The following is a 21,063-nucleotide window of genomic DNA, read 5'->3' on the forward strand; positions in this document are numbered from 1 at the left end:
CCATGCGCGGGGGACACGCTAAATCCCTGGGCCCGTCCGCCGTCGTCGTTGGCGGCGGAATCTCAGGGCTGGTGGCCGCGAGGGAACTCGCCGTGGCGGGGACTGCGGTCACCGTTCTTGAAGCTACTGGGTCGTGGGGTGGCTGCGTTGGTGGGCACACGGTGGCTGGCCTGTCGTTGGACAGCGGAGCCGAGTCCTTCGCCACACGCTCCACGGCCGTGGCGGATCTTGCGCGGGAGCTTGGCCTGGAATCGCGGATAGTCGCTCCCCATCCCGGGGGAGCCTGGGTGCAACTGCCCGAGGGTGCCCGTGAACTCCCCAAGACCGGTGTGCTGGGAATTCCCGCGAATCCGTGGGATCCCGAGGTCAGGCGTTCCCTTGGTTTCGCAGGGGCGCTCCGTGCCTCCCTTGACCGGTGGATGCCCGCCTCGGTGGGAACTTCTTCCGATGTCACCAGCGTTTCGGAGTTGGTCCGTGCCCGCATGGGCAAGACGGTCCTCGAACGGCTGGTAGCGCCGGTGGTGGGTGGCGTGCACTCGGCAGACCCCGCGCTGCTGGACGTGGACATGGTGGCCCCGGGCCTGCGTGCCGGACTCCGGAAGCATGGTTCGTTGGCCGCCGCCGTGGCCAGCCAGCGCCAAGCCGCCCGTGGGACCGGTTCCGTGCCCGCCAAGGCGGGTTCCGCCGTCGGAGGCCTGACCGGTGGGATGCACACGTTGGTGACCGCGCTGGTCAAGGACCTCCGGGACCGTGGCGTGGACTTGCTTACGGACAAGCGCGTGGCCTCCGCCCGAAAAACCTCCCACGGTTGGCAGGTCACCGCGGGCGGGGAGGCGTACGACGCCGATCGGCTGGTGGTCGCCCTCGATGGTCCGGCCGCCGTCAGGCTGCTGGAGGATTCATTGCCCGGCCTGGCCGCCCTGCGCCCTGGGCCCGGGCCGTTGGTCAGCCTGGTGACGCTCGTGGTGGATCTCCCGGAACTGGATGGACGGCCAAGGGGCACGGGAATCCTGGTGGCACCGCAGACCGCGGGAATCCGTGCGAAAGCCCTCACCCATGCCACGGCGAAATGGGATTGGCTGGCTGAGGAGGCCGGCCCTGGAACCCACGTGGTGCGTCTCTCTTACGGCCGGATGGAGGACTCCGGGGCGCCGGAGGCGGCGCTGGATGACGAGAACCTGTTGTCGGCGGCCCTGGAGGATGCCTCAGCACTTCTCACGGTTCCGGTGTCCCGGACGGACATCCTCGATTGGGATGTAGTGCGCTGGGCGGGCGCGCTGCCGTTTGCCGCCGTCGGTCATAAACAGCGCGTAGCCCAGGTGCGCAAAGTGGTTGGCTCTGTCGACGGATTGACGGTGGTCGGCGGCTGGCTGGCTGGCAACGGCCTCGCCGCGGTGGTCGCGGACACGCGCGCGCAGGTGGCGCCGCTGCGGGCCGAGGATCCCACTATTACGTGATTTATGTCACTTCTACGCCTTGTAGAACAAATCCATTTCGACTTAGCGGCCCGCGCGGGGCAAACTTGAAACCATGAGCCACACTTCTGCCGAATCTGTCACTAAAACTTCTGAAAACGAAGAACAGTTCTTCACGCTCTGGACCGTCTTCAAGCGCTCAGCCGACGTCCTGCGCAGCGGCGATGCCGCGCAGGAATTCGAATCACTGGTCGAAAAGCTCGCGGTGGACGGCGTGGTCCTGCGGGGCAGCTACGACGTTTCCGCCATGCGCTCGGATGCGGACATCATGGTGTGGCTCCACGGTGCCAAGCCCGAAGACCTCCAGGCTGCGGTCCGCTCCATCCGCCGCAGCAAGCTGTTCGCTGGAACGGAGATCGTGTGGTCGGCCATGGGCGTGCACCGCGAGGCCGAGTTCGCCAAGAGCCACGTTCCTGCCTATGCCCGTGGCGTCGAGCCCAGCACCTGGCTGTGCGTCTACCCGTTCGTCCGCTCCTACGAGTGGTACCTCCTGCCCGCCGAAGAGCGGGGCAAGATGCTCCGCGACCACGGCCTCCTGGGCCGCGAATTCCCGCAGGTCATCTCCAACACCGTGTCCTCTTTCGCGCTGGGGGACTGGGAGTGGATCCTCGGCTTGGAGGCGCCCGAACTGGTTGACTTGGTGGACCTGATGCGCCACCTGCGCGCCACCGACGCCCGTAACCACGTGCGCGAAGAGATTCCCTTCTACACCGGCCGCCGCGTCACGGCTGCCGAGATCGCCGAGGTCCTCGCATGAGCGGGCTGTCCGTCTCCACCGAACTGAACCAGGTCACCGAACGCGGCCGCCAGGAAGCGAAGCACTACGACGCCGTCCTGCTCGCATCCTTCGGTGGGCCCGAAGGCCAGGAAGACGTCATTCCCTTCCTGCGCAACGTCACCCGCGGGCGCGGCATCCCCGACGAGCGCCTGGAAGAGGTGTCGCACCACTACCGGGCCTTCGGCGGCATCAGCCCCATCAACCAGCAGAACCGCGAGTTGAAGGCAGCCATTGAAGCCGAACTCGCCAAGCGCGGCATCGAGCTGCCGGTACTGTGGGGCAACCGCAACTGGGACCCGTACATCGCGCCGGTTTTGCAGGACGCCTACGACGCCGGCCACCGCCGGATCCTGATGCTCACTACCAGCATCTACTCCTGTTACTCCAGCTGCCGCCAGTACCGCGAAGATATCGGCATCGCCCTGACGGAAACAGGCCTGGACGGAAAACTGGAAGTGGACAAGATCCGCCAGTACTTCGACCACCCCGGAGTGGTGCAGCCATTCCTGGAGGGGACGGCCGCCGGCCTCGAGGAAATCCGTGCCAAGCTTTCCGCTGCAGGCGTTGCCGATCCCGACTCCGGCATCCGTGTCCTGTTCGCCACGCACTCCATTCCTACCAGGGACGCGGAGGCCGCAGGCCGCTCCGAGGACGAGCCCCGCGACTTCGCGGAAGGTTCCGCCTATGCCGCCCAGCACCTGGCCAACGCCAAGGCCATCATGGACACCGTGGCTCCGAACGTCGCCTGGGACCTCGTTTACCAGTCGCGTTCGGGAGCGCCCCACATCCCTTGGCTCGAACCGGACATCAATGACCACCTTGAGGAAATCGCGCCCGAGGGTGTCCGCGGCGTGGTCATTGTTCCCCTTGGTTTTGTCAGCGACCACATGGAAGTTGCGTGGGACCTGGACACGGAAGCCTTGGAAACCTGCAAGAACCTGGGCATCGAAGCCACCCGCGTTCCCACACCGGGAACGCACGCAGCCTTTGTGTCAGGACTGGTGGACCTGATCTGCGAACGCACCCTTGAGAACAACATCGCCGACCGTCCGCACGTGACGGATCTCGGACCCTGGTACGACGTGTGCCGTCCCAACTGCTGCGAAAACTTCCGCGGGGCCAAGCCCGTCATCGCCGAGGTCGGCTCCAGCATTGGGATCGGACATGAGGCCTACCCCGCCCCGGAGGCCAGCAAGTGACTGTTCGCATCGGCACCAGAGCCAGCAAGCTGGCCCTGACGCAGACCCAGCAGACGGCGGACCAGCTGGCCGCCGTCGGGGGCTTCCCCGTGGAGCTGGTCCACATCCGGACCGAAGGCGACGTCAGGACCGGATCGCTGTCCCAGATGGGTGGCACCGGGGTCTTCGTTGCCGCGTTGCGCGATGCCTTGCTCATCGAGAGCTGCGACGTAGCCGTGCATTCACTCAAGGACCTCCCCACCGGGGCAGCCGTTGGATTGAGCATCGCCGCTACGCCGCCGCGCGTGGATGTGCGGGACGTCCTGTGCGCCCGGGACGGATTGACGCTGGCGGAACTTCCCGGTGGCGCCAAAGTGGGCACTGGATCGCCGCGGCGCGCAGCGCAGCTTCGTGCCGCCCGTCCGGACATCGAGGTGCTGGATATCCGCGGAAACGTGGACACCCGCCTCAACCGGGTACCCGGGCTGCCCGGCAATGCCGTGGACGAGGTGGTGGAGGGCAAATCGAACGACCTTGACGCAGTAGTCCTCGCCGCCGCCGGACTCGAACGCATGGGGCGGCTGGATACGGTGTCCGAATTCTTCGATACCTCCGTGATGCTGCCTGCCCCAGGCCAGGGTGCCCTTGCCATTGAGTGCCGCACGCCCGACGCGCCACAGCGTGACGGCTCCGTGGACGGCGGCAATGTGGTGCTGGCCCAGGCCCTGGCGGCGTTGAACGACGACGACACCCGGCTTGCGGTCACGGCCGAACGTGCCGTACTGGCCAGGCTCGAGGCCGGATGTGCCGCCCCCGTGGGTGCCTATGCGTACCGCAAGGGCAGCATGTTGCACCTGGAAGCCGTGGTCTGCGCCGTGGACGGGACCCGTACTGTGCGCGAAAAGAAGGCCACCGATGGCCTGACCGAGGTAGGCGCCACGTTGCTGGGCATCGAGGTTGCCGAACAACTGCTCGCGGCCGGTGCCGCTGAAATTGCGGACCTTGCTGCCTCCTGAACCCATGGCTGCCGCGGGCTTGCGGGGTCGGCGTGTCCTGATCACCAGGAGCGCCGACCGTGCCCGCACGCTTGCTGCCCTGCTGAGGAGCAAAGGGGCCATACCGTTGGTCCTTCCCCTGATCGACTTTGAGCAGGCCACCGACCAGGCCTCCTTGGATTCTGCCTTGGACACGCTCGCCGCCGGCGGCTACGAGTGGCTGGTGGTCAGCAGTACCACCACGCTGCGTGTCCTGATCGGGAAGGCAGCCGAACGCGGCACCACGGCTTCGCAACTGGTGCCTGCCGGCACGAAAGTGGCCACCGTTGGTTTGTCATCACGGCGGGCACTCGAAGCCGCTGGGCTTCCCGTTGACCTTTGCCCCACCGGAGAACAGTCCGCCGAAGGCCTTCTCGAGGTGTGGGACTCGCCAAATGCGCGGATCTTCCTGCCCCAAGCGGATATCGCCTCGCCACGCTTGCGCGAGGGACTGGCAACCAAGGGTGCCTCCGTTGACGCAGTTACTGCCTATCACACGGTCAAGTACCCGGCCCATGATTCGCGGCGGCTGACAGCGGAACTGCCTGCCGCCGTCGGACTCTCCGGTGACGGTCTGCCGCCGCAACTGACGGCTGAAGCCGTGAAGGCGCGGCTCGGCGCCGGGGCACTGGACGCGATCGTCGTTGCCTCCCCGAGCGCGGTGCGCCGGATCGCCCAAGCCCTGCTGCCGCTTGGGGCCTGCCGCCTGGTTGCGATCGGCCGCCCCACCGCCGCCGAGGCCGCCCGGGTTGGCCTGCCGGTGGCAGCAACCGCCAACGAACCCACGCCGGCGGGCATTGCGACCGCCCTGGAAACCATCTTCGCCAACGAAGGGAACCCCCAATGAGTTTTCCAAACCACCGCCCCCGCCGCTTGCGCACCACCCCCGCCATGCGACGCCTCACCGCCGAGAACCGTCTGGCGCCTGCAGACCTCATCCTGCCTGCCTTCATCCGGGAGGGCCTGACCGAGCCCAGCCCCATCACCTCGATGCCCGGGGTCGTCCAGCACACTACCGACACCCTCAAGCGGGCGGCCGCAGAAGCCGTGGAATTGGGCGTTGGCGGCATCATGCTGTTCGGAGTCCCAGCCGTGCGCGATGCCAGGGGAACTGCTTCGCTGGATCCCGAAGGCGTGCTGAACAAGGCCATCCGGGACGTCAAAGCCGAGGTGGGCGATGCTTTGGTGATCATGGGCGATGTGTGCCTGGACGAGTTCACCGATCACGGCCACTGCGGAGTCCTGGACGCCAACGGTTACGTGGACAACGATGCCACGTTGGAGATTTACGGACAGATGGCCGTTGCGCAGGCGGAGGCCGGCGCGCACGTGCTGGGCCCTTCCGGAATGATGGACGGCCAGATCGCCGTGATCCGCCAGGCGCTCGAGGAATCCGGCCACAAGAACACTGCCATCCTGGCCTACGCCGCCAAGTACGCGTCCGCCTTCTACGGCCCCTTCCGGGAAGCCGTCGACTCCCAGCTTAAGGGCGACCGCCGCACCTACCAGATGGACGCCGCGAACCGACGCGAAGCGATTCTCGAAGTGGAGTTGGATCTCGAAGAAGGAGCCGACATGGTCATGGTGAAGCCTGCCATGAGCTACCTCGACATCCTTGCCGACGTAGCGGCCATGAGCCCGGTGCCTGTCTCGGCCTACCAAATCTCCGGCGAGTACGCCATGATCGAAGCGGCCGCCGCGAACGGCTGGATCGACCGGCGTGGGGCCATCACGGAATCCGTGCTCGGCATCAAGCGGGCCGGTGCCGATACCGTGCTGACCTACTGGGCCTCCGAACTGGCAGGCTGGCTGAAGGAGTCCTGATGACCCTCACACCGTCCGATCCCACGGCGCCGGTGGGTGCTGGACGCATCCTCCTGGGCCTGAACACTTTTGGCGACGCTGGGCTTGATGCCGAGGGAAATCCCAAGGAACACGCCCAGGTGCTGCGCGAGCTTCTGGAAGAAGCCAAGCTGGCGGACGCCGTCGGAATCCATGCGTTTGGCGTGGGGGAGCACCACCGCCGCGATTTCGCGGTGTCAGCACCTGAAGTCTTCCTGGCGGCGGCCGCCGCGGTGACGTCGAGGATCCGGCTGGGAACCGCCGTGACGGTCCTGAGCTCCGACGATCCCATCCGGGTGTTCCAGCGCTTTGCCACGGTTGATGCCCTTTCCAACGGACGCGCCGAAGTGATGCTCGGCAGGGGATCGTTCGTCGAATCGTTCCCCCTGTTCGGGCTCGATCTGGCCGACTACGAGGTCCTGTTCGAGGAAAAGCTGGACTTGTTCCACAAAGTCCGCGCGCAGAAGCCCGTGCACTGGGAAGGTCGCACCCGGCCCAACGTCAATGGACTCCAGGTTTATCCCCGCCTGCAGCACCACCTCTTGCCGGCCTGGATCGGGGTGGGCGGGACTCCCGAATCCGTGGTGCGGTGCGCCGAATACGGCTACCCGATCATCTTTGCCATCATTGGCGGAGAGCCGCGGCGATTCGCGCCACTGGTGAACCTCTACCGGGACGCCATGACCAGATACGGCCACCCCATGAGGCAGATCGCGACGCATTCGCCCGGTTTCATTGCCGACACCGATGAAGCCGCCCGCGAGGAGTTGTTTCCGCATTGGCTCGAACAACGCAACCGGATCGGCGCCGAGCGAGGCTGGGGACCGGGAAACCGAGAGGAGTTCGACGCCATGTGCGGCCCGGAAGGCGCACTGTACGTGGGTTCCCCCGAAACTGTGGCCCGGAAGATCGCCTTGCTTAAGAGCAACCTCGGCGTGGACCGGTTCGACCTCAAGTACAGCAACGGAACACTGCCGCACCAGTCCATGCTGCGCTGCATCGAGTTGTACGGGACGGAAGTTGCGCCCCGCGTCGCCGAACTCCTGGACGAAGCGGAAGCAGACGCCGGCTGACGCCTCGCGCCGATCCAGCAGGCAGCTCCATCATCACTGAAAGAATAGGAACCATGACTTCAAACACCCCTGTGTCCGACCAGCTGTTCGACCGCGCCCAGTCGCTGATGCCCGGCGGGGTCAACTCGCCGGTCCGTGCTTTTGGCTCCGTGGGCGGAACACCGAAGTTCATGGTCTCGGCCAAGGGCGCCTACCTCACCGATGCAGATGGCAAGGAATACGTGGACCTGGTCTGCTCGTGGGGTCCTGCCCTCCTGGGCCATGCGCACCCGGCAGTGCTGGATGCTGTGCACGCGGCCGTGGACCGCGGCCTCTCTTTCGGCGCTTCCACTCCGGATGAGGCCAACCTGGCCGCCCTCGTCAAGGAACGGGTATCCGCCGTCGAGCGTCTCCGCATGGTTTCCACCGGTACCGAGGCGACCATGACGGCCGTCCGCCTGGCCCGCGGTTTCACCGGCCGCAACCTCATCATCAAGTTCGCCGGCTGCTACCACGGCCACTTGGACGGCCTCCTGGCATCCGCCGGTTCAGGGGTGGCCACTCTTGCCCTGCCCGGCTCTGCCGGCGTCACGGCCGCGGCCGCTGCGGAGACCCTGGTGCTGCCCTACAACGATCTCGCCGCAGTTGAGGAGGCATTCGCAGCGCACGGCAGCCACATCGCCGCTGTGATCACCGAGGCGGCGCCGGCCAACATGGGCGTCGTTACTCCGGCCGAAGGCTTCAACGCAGGACTGTCCCGGATTACCAAGGAACACGGGGCCCTCCTGATCCTGGACGAAGTCCTGACGGGCTTCCGCACTGGCTACGCCGGCTACTGGGGCCTGACCGGTCGCCAGGAGGGTTGGGCACCGGACCTGCTCACCTTTGGCAAGGTGATTGGTGGCGGCATGCCGACGGCGGCTCTTGGCGGCCGCGCGGATGTCATGGACTACCTGGCACCGTTGGGTCCCGTTTACCAAGCCGGAACGTTGTCCGGGAACCCTGTTGCCATGGCAGCCGGTGTCGCCACGTTGACCCACGCAACACCCGAGGTCTATGCCCACGTTGATGCGCGCTCCCTGGAACTCTCGGCGGCCCTTTCGTCTGCGTTGGACGCCGCCGGAGTGGACCATTCCATCCAGCGGGCAGGGAACCTGTTCTCTGTCTCCTTCGGCACCTCCGCCAACGGAGTCCACAATTACGCGGACGCGCAGGCCCAGGAAGTCTTCCGCTACGCGCCGTTCTTCCACTCCATGCTGGAATCCGGCGTGTACCTGCCGCCGTCCGTCTTTGAGGCCTGGTTCCTGTCCGCGGCACACGACGATGCTGCGATGAACCGTATTTTTGACGCGCTTCCGGCTGCAGCCAAGGCTGCTGCCTCCGCCCAAGCCTAGGCTGGGACTTCGGCGCCTTCGAAAGTTGCAGGCAGCAGCTTTCGAAGGCGCCGTTTGCGTAGGCGGGGTAGGCTCGTAGGGGAAACCCAACCCCAACGAATCAACGGTTTACCATGCGTACCTCCAAGACAATTGCATCGCTCAGCTCTATCCTTGCGGCGGCAGGAGTGGTCGCGGTAATGGCCTCGGGATGCACCGTCAGTGGGGGCAGTCCCGCTCCATCGGAATCACCTGGTCCCTCATCGACGTCATCGACCCCGCCCACTGGTTCAGCCGCTGCACCGTCCGGCACGGCGCCGTCCCCGCAGCCGACCCCCTCCGTGTCGGCCGTATCGCCTCCGGGAACCCAGGATGCAGCTACCCGGCGGCTCTCTTCCCTGAGCCTCGAGCAGCGGGTAGGGCAGCTGTTCATGGTCGCGGCCAAAGCCACGGGTCCCGAGCCTGCGACCATGGAGGCATTGGCCAAGTACCACGTGGGCAACGTGTACCTCAGCGGACGCAGCAAAGCCGGAGCAGCCGCGTCGGCCGCTGTGGTGGCTTCCTTGAACGCCACGGTCTCGCCGGCCACCACCGGAAACCTGCCCTTGTTCGTAGCCACGGACCAGGAGGGCGGAAACGTGCAGGTTCTCTCCGGTCCCGGGTTCTCCGCCATACCGTCGGCCGTGGCCCAGGCCGGACTCGGGCCGGACAAGCTGCGTTCCAGCGCGGCCCTGTGGGGGAGGGAACTTCGAAGCGCCGGGGTCAACGTGGACCTGGCACCTGTCCTTGACACGGTGAAGAGCGCGGAGTTTGCACCATCCAACGGTCCGATCGGCCGCTTCCAGCGCCAGTACGGCTACACGCCTGACCAAGTGTCGGTGCTCGGGAACGCCTTTGCCCAAGGCTTGGCCGATGCCGGGGTGGCCCCCGTCGTGAAGCACTATCCCGGACTGGGCCGGGTGGTTCCCAACACGGACGTCAGCAAGGACGTGCGCGATACCGAAACGACCCGTACGGACCCCGCCTTGGCGCCCTTCAATGCAGCCATCCGTGGCGGTGCCCAGTGGGTCATGTTGTCCAACGCCTACTACGACCGCATTGACCCTGCCAATATTGCGCCGTTTTCACCTGTGGTGATGGAAACGATGCTCCGGACGGACGCAGGGTTCAAAGGAATCATCCTTTCCGATGACATGTGCAGTGCCGCGCAGCTGGAACCATGGACCAGCGCAGAGCGGGCCACCGCCTTCTTTGGTGCCGGTGGGACCATGATGGTCTGTGCTGACCCTGCGCGGATCCCCGCGATGCATGAGGCTGTGGTCCGCAGGGCTCAGGCGGATCCTGCGTTCGCGGCCAAGGTGGATGCCGCAGCCCTGGCTGTGCTGCAGGTCAAGGCCGCGGCCAGGCCTTAAACGGCAAATCCCCGGCCACCGCTGGTCCGTGGGGGACCGCCGCGGAGGACGGGGATGTTGCTGTGTGCGTCGGCTGCGTTTAGAGCACGTCCGAGAGGAAGCCCTGCAGGCGCTCCGTCCGCGGATCAGTGAAGAGTTGTTCCGGTGGGCCAGACTCAACGACAACTCCGGCATCCATGAAGGTCACCACATCCGAGACGTTCCGGGAGAACCCCATTTCGTGGGTCACCACCACCATGGTCATGCCGCCCTGGGCCAGGTCCGTCATGAGTGCCAGGACGCCCTTCACGAGCTCCGGGTCCAAGGCGGACGTGGCCTCGTCGAAGAACATGACCTCGGGCTTCATGGCCAGTGCACGGGCTATGGCCACGCGCTGTTGTTGCCCACCTGAAAGGTTGGCAGGACGGGAGTCGGCTTTATGCTTCAAACCCACAAGGTCCAGTTGGCTCAGGGCCTCCACGCGGGCTTGGTCCTTGGACATGCCGCGGAGCTTGCGCAGAGCCAACGTGATGTTCTCCGCGACGGTCTTGTGCGGGAAAAGGTTGAACTGCTGGAACACCATGCCGATGCGGCGGCGCAGCTCGTCAGGGTTGTCCTTCAGCACGGACTTCCCGTCAAGCAGGATGTCTCCCTGATCGGGTTCGATCAGTCGGTTCATCACCCGCAGCAGCGTGGACTTACCGGAGCCGGATGGTCCAATGACCGAGGCCGTGGTGCCCTTTTCGACGTGGAGGTCGATTCCCCGCAGGACGTGGTTGCTGCCGAAGGAAAGGTGGATGTTCTTCGCGGTCAGTGACCCCGAGGTGAACTCGCTCATGCGTGGGCTCCCTTCCCGACGACGGCGGCTGCGTCGTCCGGTTCTTTCTTCTCAGGCCGGCCTGAGCGCAGGCGGGCGTCAATCCAGTTCACCAGGTGCGTGAGCGGAATGGTCATGGCCAGGTAGAAGATGGCTGCTGCCACGTAGGGGGACAGGTTGCCGCTGTTGGCTGCCAGGTCCTTGCCGATCTGGAAGATTTCCCGCTCGCTGGCCAGCAGGCCAAGCATGAACACCAGGGACGATTCCTTGATCAGGGAGATGAATTGGTTGACCAGGGCCGGGAGTACCCTGCGGATCCCTTGTGGGACCACCACCAGGCGCATGGATGCGCCGTAGCCGAATCCCAGGGCACGGGAGGCTTCCAACTGTCCCTTGTCCACGCTCTGGATGCCGGAGCGGAAGATTTCGCCAATGTAGGCGCCGGACATCAGCGACAACGCGGCGATGGCCATGGGGTAGGGACTGGTGGAGCCCGTCAGCTGCCGGATGATGGGTCCGAAACCAAAACCGATCACCAGGATGGTCAGTACCGGCGGGAGCCCGCGGAGAATGTCCGTGTAGATGCGGGCAACCCACCGGGCTGCAGCGTTCCGGGAAATCCCCATGAGGGCAAGCAGCATCCCGATCGCTGTCCCGATGATTCCGGAGACGACGGCCAAAACGATCGTGTTGGGCAGGCCAACGGCGAACATCTTGGGGATGACTTCGCCCATCAACTGCCAGTTGAAAAAGGTGTCAGCTAATTGCTTGAGGATATCCATGGAACGTCCGGTTTACTTGGCGGGGAGCTGGACGGCCTTGCTGCCCGGCTTCCAGCCCTGCGGGGTTTGCTCGGCAGCCGTCGGACGGTCCTTGTACCACTCAGCAGTCAGCTTGGTCCAGGTGCCGTCGGCGATCACGGCGTCCAGACCGGCGTTAAGCGCGTCCATGAGGGCCTTGTTGTCCTTGTTCACTGCGTAGGCGGTGAAGTTCTGGGTATTGACAACCTTTTCGGCGATCTTGGTGTTGTCGCCTTCCTTGACCTGGCCGTCGGCCTGCTGCGAGGGAGCAACCCAGGCGTCGATCTGGCCGTTCTTCACGTTGCCGTAAACGGTGTTGTAGTCCGGGAAGCGGACCGGCTCGATCTTCAGGGTGTTGGTGACGTAGTCATCCTGCACCGTGCCCTGGACGACACCAATGCGAAGGCCTTCCTTGAGGTCGGCGAAGCCGGTGACCTTCGCGTCGTTCTTGGTGACAACTGCCATGTAGCCGAAGTCGTAGCCGTTGGTGAAACCAACCGTCTTACGGCGTGCGTCGGTGGTGGAGATCGAGGAGGATCCGACGTCGAACTGCTTGTTTGCCACCTGGGAGAGGAGCGCGGAGAAGTCGGTGGACGCGAACTCGACCTTGAGGCCCAGCTTGTCACCGATGGCGCGCAGGAGCTCGTTGTCGTAGCCGGTGAACTTACCGGACGGGTCGATGAAGATGTTCGGCGGAGCGTCGGAGAGAGTGCCCACGCGGAGCGTTCCGTCGGTGATGAGGCCGAGCTTGGACTTGTCGATCTTATCGATCGGGGTAACGTCCGCAGTGGTGTACTTGTCCAGCGTCTGCTGGTCGCTGCCCGCAAGGGCGTCCGTAGCTGAGCTGCTGGGCTGGGAAGAACCTCCGCCACAGGCTGCGAGGGAGATCACCAGGGCTGCTGCGACGGGGGCGGCAGCCAGCCACTTGGGGGCTTTGAATTTCATGAAGAAATCACTTTCATCGATGGTCACGGAGACGTTACGCGGTGGGCGGGGAACGTGGCAGCGTCTGGATGTTGGCTGCCCTAGCAGACTTCAACCCGCCAAACTTAATTATGTCACCACGCCGCTAGGAGGCCGTGAATCGAACAAGTGATTGCTCCAATTCACTTGTGCCGAATATAAGCATCGATGATTGCAGTGTTGGCCCTGGTGTGTTCACGCTGTTGGCCAGTCTGGGAAATCGGCGCCGGTTCGCTGCGTGTTCCGGAGTTCCCGAAAATCATGTGACTTGCGTCGCAAGTCTTAACCTGCCCGCTGGGCTCCGGTTTAGAACCCGCCGCGGCTGGCGTCCTCCGGCGGCAGGACCGGCCACTCGCCTTCGATGACCGCAGTGGGCTTGCTCCGCCGAAGGTACTGCTGGAAGTCCGCTGCTTGCGACGCAGCCCAGTCCACTTGCAAATGGTGCAGCTTCGACGCAGGCATGTGCAACTTGGGGAACTTCCCGGCCATGGCATCCAGGACCCGGAGGGTGGCCAGGGCATCCGCGGCAGAGGTATGGGCATTGTCCAGGTCGATGCCATATTCCTTGCACAGAGCAGTCAGCGTCCGCTTGCCTTTCCTGAAGCGGTCCACTTGCTTGTTCATGACGTACGGATCCAGCACCGGGAAGCGGCTCAATTGGGGCACGCCGTGGCGTGCCGACTCCGCCGCGAGGACCGTGAAGTCGTAGCTGGCGTTGAAGGCGATGACCGGGGTGCCGGCGTCGAAAAGTTCCTGGAGGACGGTGGCGACTTCCCGGGTGACGTCTGCTGCGGGGCGCCCCTCCGCGCGCGCTTTGGCAGTGGTGATCCCGTGCACTTCGCTGGCCTCCACCGGGATTTCCACGCCGGGATCGGCCAACCATTCGTGTTCCTTGACCAGCCCGCCATGTTCGTCAACAACGGTGATGGATGCAGTGACAATGCGGGCGGAACGGGAATTCTTCCCTGTGGTCTCGAGATCGAATGCTGCACGGGGGAGGGTATTCCAGGAACTCATGGTTTCAAGCTACCGGCTGGCTCCGACACTATTGGGGACGACACTCCTGCAGCTAGGCTGATCACATGCGGATGGAGTACGTGACGGCGGTTCTCGCCGTGGTGGACCTCATTCCGCCGGGTGCCGCGGTTTCCTACGGCGACGTCGCAGAGCTCCTCGGATCGGGTGGTCCGCGGCAGGTTGGAGCCGTGATGAGCCATTACGGCAGCTCCGTTTGCTGGTGGCGGGTCCTGCGGGCCAGCGGCGATGCTCCGCCCGGGCATGAGTCGGAAGCGTTGCGGCACTACCTTGAGGAGTCCACTCCGCTGCACGGTGCGCACGGGGAATTCCTGCGGACCGGTGAGGGGCGCTGGCGGGTAGACCTCGCCTCTGCAAGGTGGTCGCCCACGGAGTCCGATTTCGACCATCTGGATGTGATCTCGGACCAGTTGGAGCGTCAGCTCCATATTTTGTCGGTGCCCGATGATGAAATGACTGTGTGACCGCAACAGCTTCCAAGAACCGGGGGAACCCGTCCGCACTGCGCCTGCTTCCGCCGCGCGAAGTCCACTTTGAGGCACCGACATTGTCCGCGGACCAGCAAGCTGTCGTGTCCTTGGCCAGGGGAAGCGGCCCGGTCCTGGTGCCCGGTGGGCCCGGGACGGGCAAGTCCACCGTGCTCGTCGAGGCGGCGGTGCGGCGTGTCATTGAGGATGGCCTGGATCCGGAAAACATCCTCATCCTTGCTCCCGGAAGGCATGCTGCCGCGGCGCTGCGGGACACCTTCACGGGACGGCTCGCCCGCAGTTTGAGTACGACGCCGGCACGCACCTGGGCGTCGTACGCGTTCGATGTCATCCGGCGCGCCAAGGCGGAGGGCATCCTGCCCCTGCCGCGGCAACCAAAGCTGCTGTCCGGTCCGGAGCAGGACCTCATTATCAAGGAGTTGCTGGAAGGGCACCTCCGGCCCGGCTTCGAGCTGCCCTGGCCGGACGATTTGTCGGCTGCCCTTCCCACCCGGGGATTCCGGCACGAGATCCGGCAGTTGTTCGATCGCATCATCGAGTCCGGCAGAACAGCGGAGGACCTGGCGGCACTTGCCTACGACTGCGGACGGACGGACTGGATTGCCGCCGCGGAACTCTACCGCGAGTACAGGGACGTGCTGGATTTGCGCATGCCCGAGGCCTTCGACCCCGCGGGAATCATCACTACCGCGCGCCAGATCTTCCAGGATTCGCCGGCCTTCCTCGCCGCCGAGCGTGACCGCCTCCACCTGATCCTGGTGGACGACGCCCAGGAGTCCAACCCGGCTGTATTCGAACTCCTCGCCGATATCGGTGAAAACAAGGACATCGTAGTGACGTACTCGCCGGATACCGTCGTGCAGGGTTTCCGTGGGGCGCGTCCGGACCTCGTGGCTGATCTTCCGTCACTCGTGGGCGGTCCCCTCGAAAGTGTCCGGGTTCGCCCGCTCGGGATCACCCACCGGCATTCCGTCCATGTGGCGGAGGCTTGGAATCGTGTCGCTTCGCGGATTTCGCAGCGCTCCGGCGGCCGGCTGGCGCGCCGCCTGGACCAGCCCCCAACCGCCGGACCCACCGCGTCCATGGCAGGAGACCGTCCGGGCGCTGGAGGAACCGGCACAGTGGAAGGCCACATACTCCCGTCGGCCGTCCACGAACTCCGGTATGTCGCCCAGCGCATCCTGGAAGCCCAGTTGCGGGACGGCAGGGAGTTCAGCCACATCGCGGTGATCGTCCGCAATGGCGGACAGATTTCGCAACTGCAGCGGTACCTGAGCGGCCAAGGGATTCCCGTGCGGGTGCCGGTAGCTGATTCCGCCGTGCGGGACGAGGTTGCGGTGCGCCCACTCCTGCAGGCCTTCGCGGTGGTCCTCGATCCGGCCTCGCTTACCCCTGAGTCTGCTGTATCCCTCCTGACCTCCCGTCTTGGCGGTGCCTCCGCCATCGAGCTGCGGCGGCTTCGCCAATCCCTGCGACGCGAAGAGCTGCAGGGTGGCGGGGGGCGTTCCAGCGATGCCCTTTTGGTGGAAGCCTTGCTGCAGCCGGGCTCGCTCGCAACCTTGGGCGTCGAGGCCAGCGCGGCCCGTCGCCTGGCCCGGATGTTGGCAGCAGGAACCGCTGCAGTCAAAGAACCCGGCGCGAATGCCGAATCCGTCCTGTGGGCGTTGTGGCACGCCACAGGCCTCGCCTCGCGGTGGTCGGAAGCAGCGCTTGAGGGCGGCAACGCCGGAGCCCGGGCAGACCGGGACCTCGACGCCATGATGGCCTTGTTCCATACAGCGGAGCGGTTCGTTGACCAGCTGCCTGGGTCCGGCCCGGAACAGTTCCTGGAGTACTTGCTGAACCAGGAACTGCCTATGGATACGCTCGCCGCCCGTGCCCAGCTTGAAGAATGTGTTGAGATATTGACGCCGGCCAGTGCTGCCGGCCGCGAATGGCCCGTGGTCATCGTGGCCGGGCTCCAGGAAGGCGTCTGGCCCAACACCCGCCTCCGTGGCGAGCTGCTCGGAAGCACACTCTATGCGGATGCCGTGGAGCACGGCGTGGAATACGCCCTGGGGCGGGGGCCCTTGAGCAGGCTCCGTGACATCCGGTACGACGAACTCCGATCCTTCTCCACGGCGGTATCGCGTGCCCGGGAAGTACTCATCTGCACTGCTGTCTCGTCAGAAGACGAGCAACCATCCGCCTTCCTGGACTACGCCGCGCCTTTGCCCTCCGGCGACTTCCAGCGGGAGTACACGCCAGTGGACCGGCCCATGACGCTTCGGGCACTCGTAGCCGAACTCCGGCAGCATGCCCAGGCCGTGGAACCCGGGGTGGGCGAACCTCACCTGGCACGGGACGCTGCGAGCGTCCTGGCGCAACTCGCGGCGGCCGAACCGCCTGCTCCGGGGGCACATCCGGATTCCTGGTGGGGGCTCGCCCCCTTGAGTTCGGAGGAGGCCATCGTTCCGGTCGGCGGGACCGTCAGTGTCTCGCCGTCAAAGGTCGAAGCTGTCCACAAGTCGCCCCTCGACTGGTTTGTCCAGGCTGCCGGCGGGGAAGCTGCCACCGACTTCGCACGCAGCCTCGGAACACTGGTCCACGGCATCGCGCAGGAGTTCCCGGAGGCATCGGGTGCCGAATATGTCGCTGAGCTTGTCCGCCGGTGGCCAACCTTGGGCATGAAGGACAACTGGGAGGGAAAGCTCGACTTCCAGAGAGCCGAACTCATGGTCCGGAAGTTGGCGCAGTACGTGCTGGTCATGAGGAGCGAAGGCCGGTCCTTGGCAGGTGTTGAGCACGACTTCGAAGTTCGGCTTCCGGATCTCACCCTGCCAGTCGAGGAGACAGATTCCGCGGAGCCGGCTGTTCGTCATGCCGTCCTGCGGGGGCAGGTGGACCGCTTGGAGATTGACGCCGAGGGCCGCCTGGTCATCGTCGATTTGAAGACCGGCAAACGTCAGCCTGGCAAGGCAGAGGTGGCCCGTCACCCGCAACTCGGGGCCTATCAGGCTGCGGTGCTGATGGGGGCCTTCCAAGACCGGGAGGGAATGGCCGCTGACAGGTCGAACGCACCCGGCGGAGCAGTACTCGCACAACTCGGCACCAAAACAAAGACGCCGGTGGTCCAGCAACAGGAGGCGTTGGACAGTGAGGACAATTGGGCTGAGCCCATGGTCACCGGGGCCGCGCACCTGATGGCGGGGGCTACGTTCGAGGCCAGGCACGATCCCGGCAAGAGTGGACATGGCGGACACGGCTGCCGATTGCCCGATGTGTGCCCACTGTGCGCCCGAGGAAAGCAGGTAACGGAATGACGCTCGACCTCCTGGACGGAGCAGGTCCTTCCAAGGCCGGCGGTATCGATAACCCCGGCGAACAACTTCCGGTTCTTTTTTCGCCGGACGAACTCGCCGGAATCCTCGGTGAAAAGAACCGGCCTACGGCGGAGCAAGCAGGCATCATCGAGTCCCCGCTGGCCCCCCGATTGGTGATTGCCGGCGCCGGGTCCGGCAAAACCGCCACCATGGCCGACCGCGTAGTGTGGCTCGTGGCCAACGGCTGGGTTCGCCCGGAGGAAGTTCTTGGGGTTACCTTCACCCGGAAGGCTGCCGGGGAGTTGGCCAGCCGGATCCGTGCCAAGCTCGCCACACTCCAGCGCTTTGCGGCGGCAGACGACGGCCGGCTCGGCTTTCCACCCGGCCTCGCCGAGGCCGACGATCTTGAGCCGAAGGTCTCCACTTACCACTCGTACGCCAGTGGCATCGTGTCCGATCATGGCCTGCGACTTGGGATCGAACGGGACGTCGTGCTGCTCGGCGGAGCACAGTCGTGGCAGTTGGCCAGCGAGGTGGTAGAAGCCTACGACGGCGACTTCGAGTACTTTACGGCAGCCAAGTCCACGCTGGTCAACGCCGTTATCCAGTTGGCCGGGGAATGCGCCGAACACTTGCAGGAACCCGGCGTGGTCCGCGAGTGGATTTTGGACCGCGTGTCCGGTTTTGAGCACCTTCCGTATGTTGCCGGCGCGGCTAAGAATTCAACGCAGGGGGCCAGGGACCTTTCGTCGATGCTCCGTACCCGCGCGAGCGTGGCCGACATGGTGGTCCGTTACCAGCAGGCCAAACGGCAACGCGGCGTCCTGGACTTTGGCGACCTCGTTGCGCTGGCGGCGCGGATCGCTACTGACATTCCACTGGCAGCCGCAACGGAGCGGGCCCGCTACAAGGTGGTGTTGCTGGACGAGTTCCAGGACACCTCGCACGCACAGCTTGTCTTGTTTTCCCGCCTTTTCGGCAAGGGCCACGCGGTGACCGCGGTGGGAGACCCCAACCAGTCAATTTATGGCTTCCGGGGTGCCTCGGCCGGGCAGCTGTTCCACTTCGTGCAGGAATTCCCGGTGCGGACCACGGATCCCGTGTCCGGTGCCGCGTCATTTACCGTCGCTCCCACGTCCTTCCTGACTACGGCATGGCGCAATGGCCGCACCATCCTGGAGGCAGCAAACACCATCGCCGCGCCGTTGAACAAGGCTGCGGTTACGGGAGGTCCGGCGGGCGATCGGGAGACCTCCGCCGTCGTTCGGGTTCCTTCGCTGGTCCCCAGCCCTCTCGCTGCCGAAGGCAGCGTGGTGGTTGGCCGCTTTGGGACCGACGAGGACGAGGCCGCAACGATCGCGAGGGATATCCGACGCTATCAGCGGACCGTGTTCGAAGAGGAAAAGGACGGTACCCCTGTCAAGCCCACCATGGCTGTCCTGTGCCGGCGGCGTGCCCAAATGGAGCCCCTTCGCCGTGAGTTCGAACTCCAGGGGATTGACTACCAGATTGTGGGCCTGGGCGGTCTCCTTGATACCCCTGAAATCGTGGACCTGGTGGCCACACTCAGAGTCCTGGCGGATCCGGGTCGCTCCGACTCCTTGATGCGCCTGCTGGCCGGCGCCCGCTGGCGGATTGGCCCGGCTGACCTCATGGCACTGGGGGATTGGTCCAAATACCTTGCCCGCAGGCGCTCCAACCCGGACATCCACACGGCCTATCCGGACGATGACGAAGACCCGACTGCTGTCGTAGTGGAGAGCGACATTACCGACGCCGCCAGTTTGGTGGAAGCCTTGGACTTCCTGCCGCGGCCGGGGTGGACGTCGGGGCACGGCCGCTCGCTGACTGACGTGGCCTTGCACCGCTTGCAAAAATTGTCCGCGGAATTGCGCTCGTTGCGCAGCTACATCGGTGACGACCTCACCACGCTCCTGGGCGAAGTGGAACGTGCAATGCTCCTTGATATCGAGGTCGCCGCCAAACCCGGAACCAGCATCCATCAGGCATGCCGCAACCTGGACGCCTTCCAGGATGCGGCCGCCGGTTTCCTGCAGACCTCACAGCGCATCGACCTCCTGGCGTTCCTGTCCTGGCTGGAGGCCGCTGCCTCGGAGGAAGGGGGCCTGGATGTCGCTCCCGTGGAGGCCAACCGGGAGGCTGTCCAATTGTTGACGGTCCACGCTTCGAAAGGGCTGGAATGGGACGTGGTGTTTGTTCCCGGCCTCAACGCCGGGGCTTTCCCCAGCAACAGGGACTCGCGGTGGAGCAGCGGGGCGGCCGCGTTGCCCTGGCCGCTCAGGGGCGACCACGCCGACCTTCCGCAGTGGGACCTGGACCAGCCCGACCAAAAGGGCTGGCTGGACGCTGAAAAGGTGTTCAAATCGGAGGTCCAGCACCATGGTGAGGCCGAGGAACGCAGGCTGGCGTATGTGGCATACACCCGTGCAAAGTTCGTCCTGCGGGTCTCGAGCGCCGCGTGGAACGGCTCCAGGGCAGGAATTGCGGAGATGTCCGCGTTCCTTTCCGAGCTCGGGCCGCTGGCCGGGGACAACGGCCCGGCCAGCATTCACCCTGAGTCCGTTGCGGAGGAGTCCCTGCCGGATTCGAGCCCGCTGACTGCAACGGTTGAGGTGGCGCTCTATCCCTACGATCCCCTTGAGGGGCCGTCGGACCCGCGTACGGGGAAGAGGCTGCGGTTGGTTCCCGGTCGGCGTGCCGGCATGGATCTCGCTGCCTCGGCTGTCCGCGCCCACCTGGACCAACCCGAAACGGCCTCACCCACCGTGGACCCCGGCAGCAGGGCCGCCCGCTGGGTCCATGAGGCGCAACTCCTCATGGACCGGCAACGGCAATCCAGCACCCATCGCGACGTTCATCTGCCGAGCCATATTTCAGCCTCGCTCTTTGTCGATCTGGGAGCAGACCCTGCTGCCGTCCTTGCCCAGCTCCGCAGGCCGGTTCCCCGTGAACCGGGCATCTCGGCCCGGAAGGGGACTGCCTTCCATGCATGGGTCGAGGAGTATTTTGGCACCACCGGCATGCTTGATCTCGATGAGGCTCCCGGGTCGGACGCGCATATCGATGAAGCCTACGGACTTGATCAGATGGTTGAAGCCTTCAAGCAGTCCGAGTGGGCCCACCGGGCGCCGGCGTTCGTGGAAGTACCTGTCGAGACAAGAATTGGTGACGTGGTGGTCCGTGGACGGATTGACGCTGTGTTCCGTGACGCCGATGGTCGGTGGCAACTGATTGACTGGAAAACCGGCCGTCAGCCCGCCGGTAAGCAATTGGCTACCCGGGCCGTGCAGTTGGCCGTTTACCGGCTGGCCTGGTCACGGCTCAAGGGCGTGCCGCTGGAAGATGTCAGTGCAGCCTTCTACTACGTCGCGGAAGACGCCGTGGTACGTCCACATGACCTTGGGCAGGCAGCCGACCTTGAAGGAATCATCGCGCGCGCACTCAACCATCATGGCCCGGGTCATCCAGCAGGGCAGACCCAGTAGCGGAGGCCCACTAGACGGAGGCCGGGCAG

General features: G+C 65.2%; 16 protein-coding genes. 12 read left to right on the forward strand and 4 right to left on the reverse strand.

What is annotated here, in order from left to right:
- Nucleotides 1-2: 2 nt before the first annotated feature.
- The 9 genes from hemG to ACIPY3_RS02315 all read left to right on the forward strand — a co-directional run bounded on the left by hemG (nt 3) and on the right by ACIPY3_RS02315 (nt 10,144).
- Complete coding sequence (gene hemG, locus ACIPY3_RS02275; RefSeq protein ID WP_400329536.1) at nt 3-1,457, forward strand: protoporphyrinogen oxidase; 1,455 nt, start codon at nt 3-5, stop codon at nt 1,455-1,457.
- Nucleotides 1,458-1,530: 73 nt separating this feature from the next.
- Nucleotides 1,531-2,232 (forward strand): hydrogen peroxide-dependent heme synthase, encoded by a 702-nt coding sequence (gene hemQ / locus ACIPY3_RS02280; protein ID WP_400329538.1) that lies wholly within the window; start codon nt 1,531-1,533, stop codon nt 2,230-2,232.
- Nucleotides 2,229-3,452, forward strand: coding sequence for a ferrochelatase (locus ACIPY3_RS02285; protein WP_400329541.1), 1,224 nt, complete (start codon nt 2,229-2,231; stop codon nt 3,450-3,452). Before hemQ ends, ACIPY3_RS02285 begins: the two co-directional genes overlap by 4 nt.
- On the forward strand, nt 3,449-4,447 hold the full coding sequence (hemC, locus tag ACIPY3_RS02290; protein ID WP_400329544.1) for a hydroxymethylbilane synthase: 999 nt from the start codon (nt 3,449-3,451) through the stop codon (nt 4,445-4,447). The genes ACIPY3_RS02285 and hemC overlap by 4 nt, the downstream gene beginning before the upstream one ends.
- On the forward strand, nt 4,434-5,312 hold the full coding sequence (locus ACIPY3_RS02295; protein WP_400329547.1) for a uroporphyrinogen-III synthase: 879 nt from the start codon (nt 4,434-4,436) through the stop codon (nt 5,310-5,312). The genes hemC and ACIPY3_RS02295 overlap by 14 nt, the downstream gene beginning before the upstream one ends.
- On the forward strand, nt 5,309-6,289 hold the full coding sequence (gene hemB / locus ACIPY3_RS02300) for a porphobilinogen synthase (RefSeq protein ID WP_400329550.1): 981 nt from the start codon (nt 5,309-5,311) through the stop codon (nt 6,287-6,289). Before ACIPY3_RS02295 ends, hemB begins: the two co-directional genes overlap by 4 nt.
- Nucleotides 6,289-7,380, forward strand: a complete 1,092-nt coding sequence (locus ACIPY3_RS02305; protein WP_400329553.1) for an LLM class flavin-dependent oxidoreductase — start codon at nt 6,289-6,291, stop codon at nt 7,378-7,380. Before hemB ends, ACIPY3_RS02305 begins: the two co-directional genes overlap by 1 nt.
- A 53-nt stretch (nt 7,381-7,433) precedes the next feature.
- Nucleotides 7,434-8,753 carry a glutamate-1-semialdehyde 2,1-aminomutase gene (gene hemL / locus ACIPY3_RS02310; RefSeq protein ID WP_400329556.1) on the forward strand — a complete coding sequence of 440 codons (1,320 nt, stop codon included), beginning with the start codon at nt 7,434-7,436 and terminating at the stop codon, nt 8,751-8,753.
- Nucleotides 8,754-9,073: 320 nt separating this feature from the next.
- Entirely contained in the window at nt 9,074-10,144 is a 1,071-nt protein-coding gene (locus ACIPY3_RS02315) for a glycoside hydrolase family 3 N-terminal domain-containing protein (protein WP_400329559.1), read from the forward strand.
- A 79-nt stretch (nt 10,145-10,223) separates the two neighbouring features.
- Here the strand turns inward: ACIPY3_RS02315 and ACIPY3_RS02320 are convergent, their stop codons facing one another.
- From ACIPY3_RS02320 to ACIPY3_RS02335, 4 genes are all read right to left on the reverse strand, one after another.
- Nucleotides 10,224-10,961: an amino acid ABC transporter ATP-binding protein gene (locus ACIPY3_RS02320; RefSeq protein ID WP_400329562.1), complete on the reverse strand. Its 738-nt coding sequence runs from the start codon at nt 10,959-10,961 to the stop codon at nt 10,224-10,226.
- A complete protein-coding gene (locus ACIPY3_RS02325) occupies nt 10,958-11,722 on the reverse strand; it encodes an amino acid ABC transporter permease (protein ID WP_400329565.1) in 765 nt (254 codons plus the stop codon). The genes ACIPY3_RS02320 and ACIPY3_RS02325 overlap by 4 nt, the downstream gene beginning before the upstream one ends.
- A 12-nt stretch (nt 11,723-11,734) precedes the next feature.
- Nucleotides 11,735-12,685, reverse strand: coding sequence for a substrate-binding periplasmic protein (locus ACIPY3_RS02330; RefSeq protein ID WP_400330593.1), 951 nt, complete (start codon nt 12,683-12,685; stop codon nt 11,735-11,737).
- Nucleotides 12,686-13,009: 324 nt separating this feature from the next.
- Nucleotides 13,010-13,720, reverse strand: coding sequence for a 3'-5' exonuclease (locus tag ACIPY3_RS02335; RefSeq protein WP_400329568.1), 711 nt, complete (start codon nt 13,718-13,720; stop codon nt 13,010-13,012).
- A gap of 65 nt (nt 13,721-13,785) precedes the next feature.
- Here ACIPY3_RS02335 and ACIPY3_RS02340 point away from each other — a divergent pair, with 65 nt between their 5' ends.
- From ACIPY3_RS02340 to ACIPY3_RS02350, 3 genes are read left to right on the forward strand one after another with little or no spacing between them, the layout of a single operon-like run.
- Entirely contained in the window at nt 13,786-14,202 is a 417-nt protein-coding gene (locus ACIPY3_RS02340; protein ID WP_400329571.1) for an MGMT family protein, read from the forward strand.
- The gene (locus ACIPY3_RS02345) at nt 14,199-17,528 is read left to right on the forward strand and encodes an ATP-dependent helicase (RefSeq protein ID WP_400329574.1); all 3,330 of its coding nucleotides are present in this window, start codon (nt 14,199-14,201) and stop codon (nt 17,526-17,528) included. Before ACIPY3_RS02340 ends, ACIPY3_RS02345 begins: the two co-directional genes overlap by 4 nt.
- Nucleotides 17,525-21,034 (forward strand): ATP-dependent helicase, encoded by a 3,510-nt coding sequence (locus ACIPY3_RS02350; RefSeq protein ID WP_400329577.1) that lies wholly within the window; start codon nt 17,525-17,527, stop codon nt 21,032-21,034. Before ACIPY3_RS02345 ends, ACIPY3_RS02350 begins: the two co-directional genes overlap by 4 nt.
- The last annotated feature ends 29 nt before the right edge of the window (nt 21,035-21,063 follow it).

The sequence above is a fragment of the Paenarthrobacter sp. NPDC089714 genome (assembly GCF_044748905.1).
In the GTDB taxonomy this organism is placed as follows: domain Bacteria; phylum Actinomycetota; class Actinomycetes; order Actinomycetales; family Micrococcaceae; genus Arthrobacter.

Coding starts and splice junctions, on each gene's coding strand:
- ACIPY3_RS02325 (WP_400329565.1), bottom strand. CDS start 11,722: ATGGATATCCTCAAGCAATTAGCTGACACCTTTTTCAACTGGCAGTTG.
- ACIPY3_RS02340 (WP_400329571.1), top strand. CDS start 13,786: ATGCGGATGGAGTACGTGACGGCGGTTCTCGCCGTGGTGGACCTCATT.
- ACIPY3_RS02330 (WP_400330593.1), bottom strand. CDS start 12,685: ATGAAATTCAAAGCCCCCAAGTGGCTGGCTGCCGCCCCCGTCGCAGCA.
- hemQ (WP_400329538.1), top strand. CDS start 1,531: ATGAGCCACACTTCTGCCGAATCTGTCACTAAAACTTCTGAAAACGAA.
- hemL (WP_400329556.1), top strand. CDS start 7,434: ATGACTTCAAACACCCCTGTGTCCGACCAGCTGTTCGACCGCGCCCAG.
- ACIPY3_RS02335 (WP_400329568.1), bottom strand. CDS start 13,720: ATGAGTTCCTGGAATACCCTCCCCCGTGCAGCATTCGATCTCGAGACC.
- hemB (WP_400329550.1), top strand. CDS start 5,309: ATGAGTTTTCCAAACCACCGCCCCCGCCGCTTGCGCACCACCCCCGCC.
- ACIPY3_RS02285 (WP_400329541.1), top strand. CDS start 2,229: ATGAGCGGGCTGTCCGTCTCCACCGAACTGAACCAGGTCACCGAACGC.
- ACIPY3_RS02350 (WP_400329577.1), top strand. CDS start 17,525: ATGACGCTCGACCTCCTGGACGGAGCAGGTCCTTCCAAGGCCGGCGGT.
- ACIPY3_RS02320 (WP_400329562.1), bottom strand. CDS start 10,961: ATGAGCGAGTTCACCTCGGGGTCACTGACCGCGAAGAACATCCACCTT.
- ACIPY3_RS02305 (WP_400329553.1), top strand. CDS start 6,289: ATGACCCTCACACCGTCCGATCCCACGGCGCCGGTGGGTGCTGGACGC.
- hemG (WP_400329536.1), top strand. CDS start 3: ATGCGCGGGGGACACGCTAAATCCCTGGGCCCGTCCGCCGTCGTCGTT.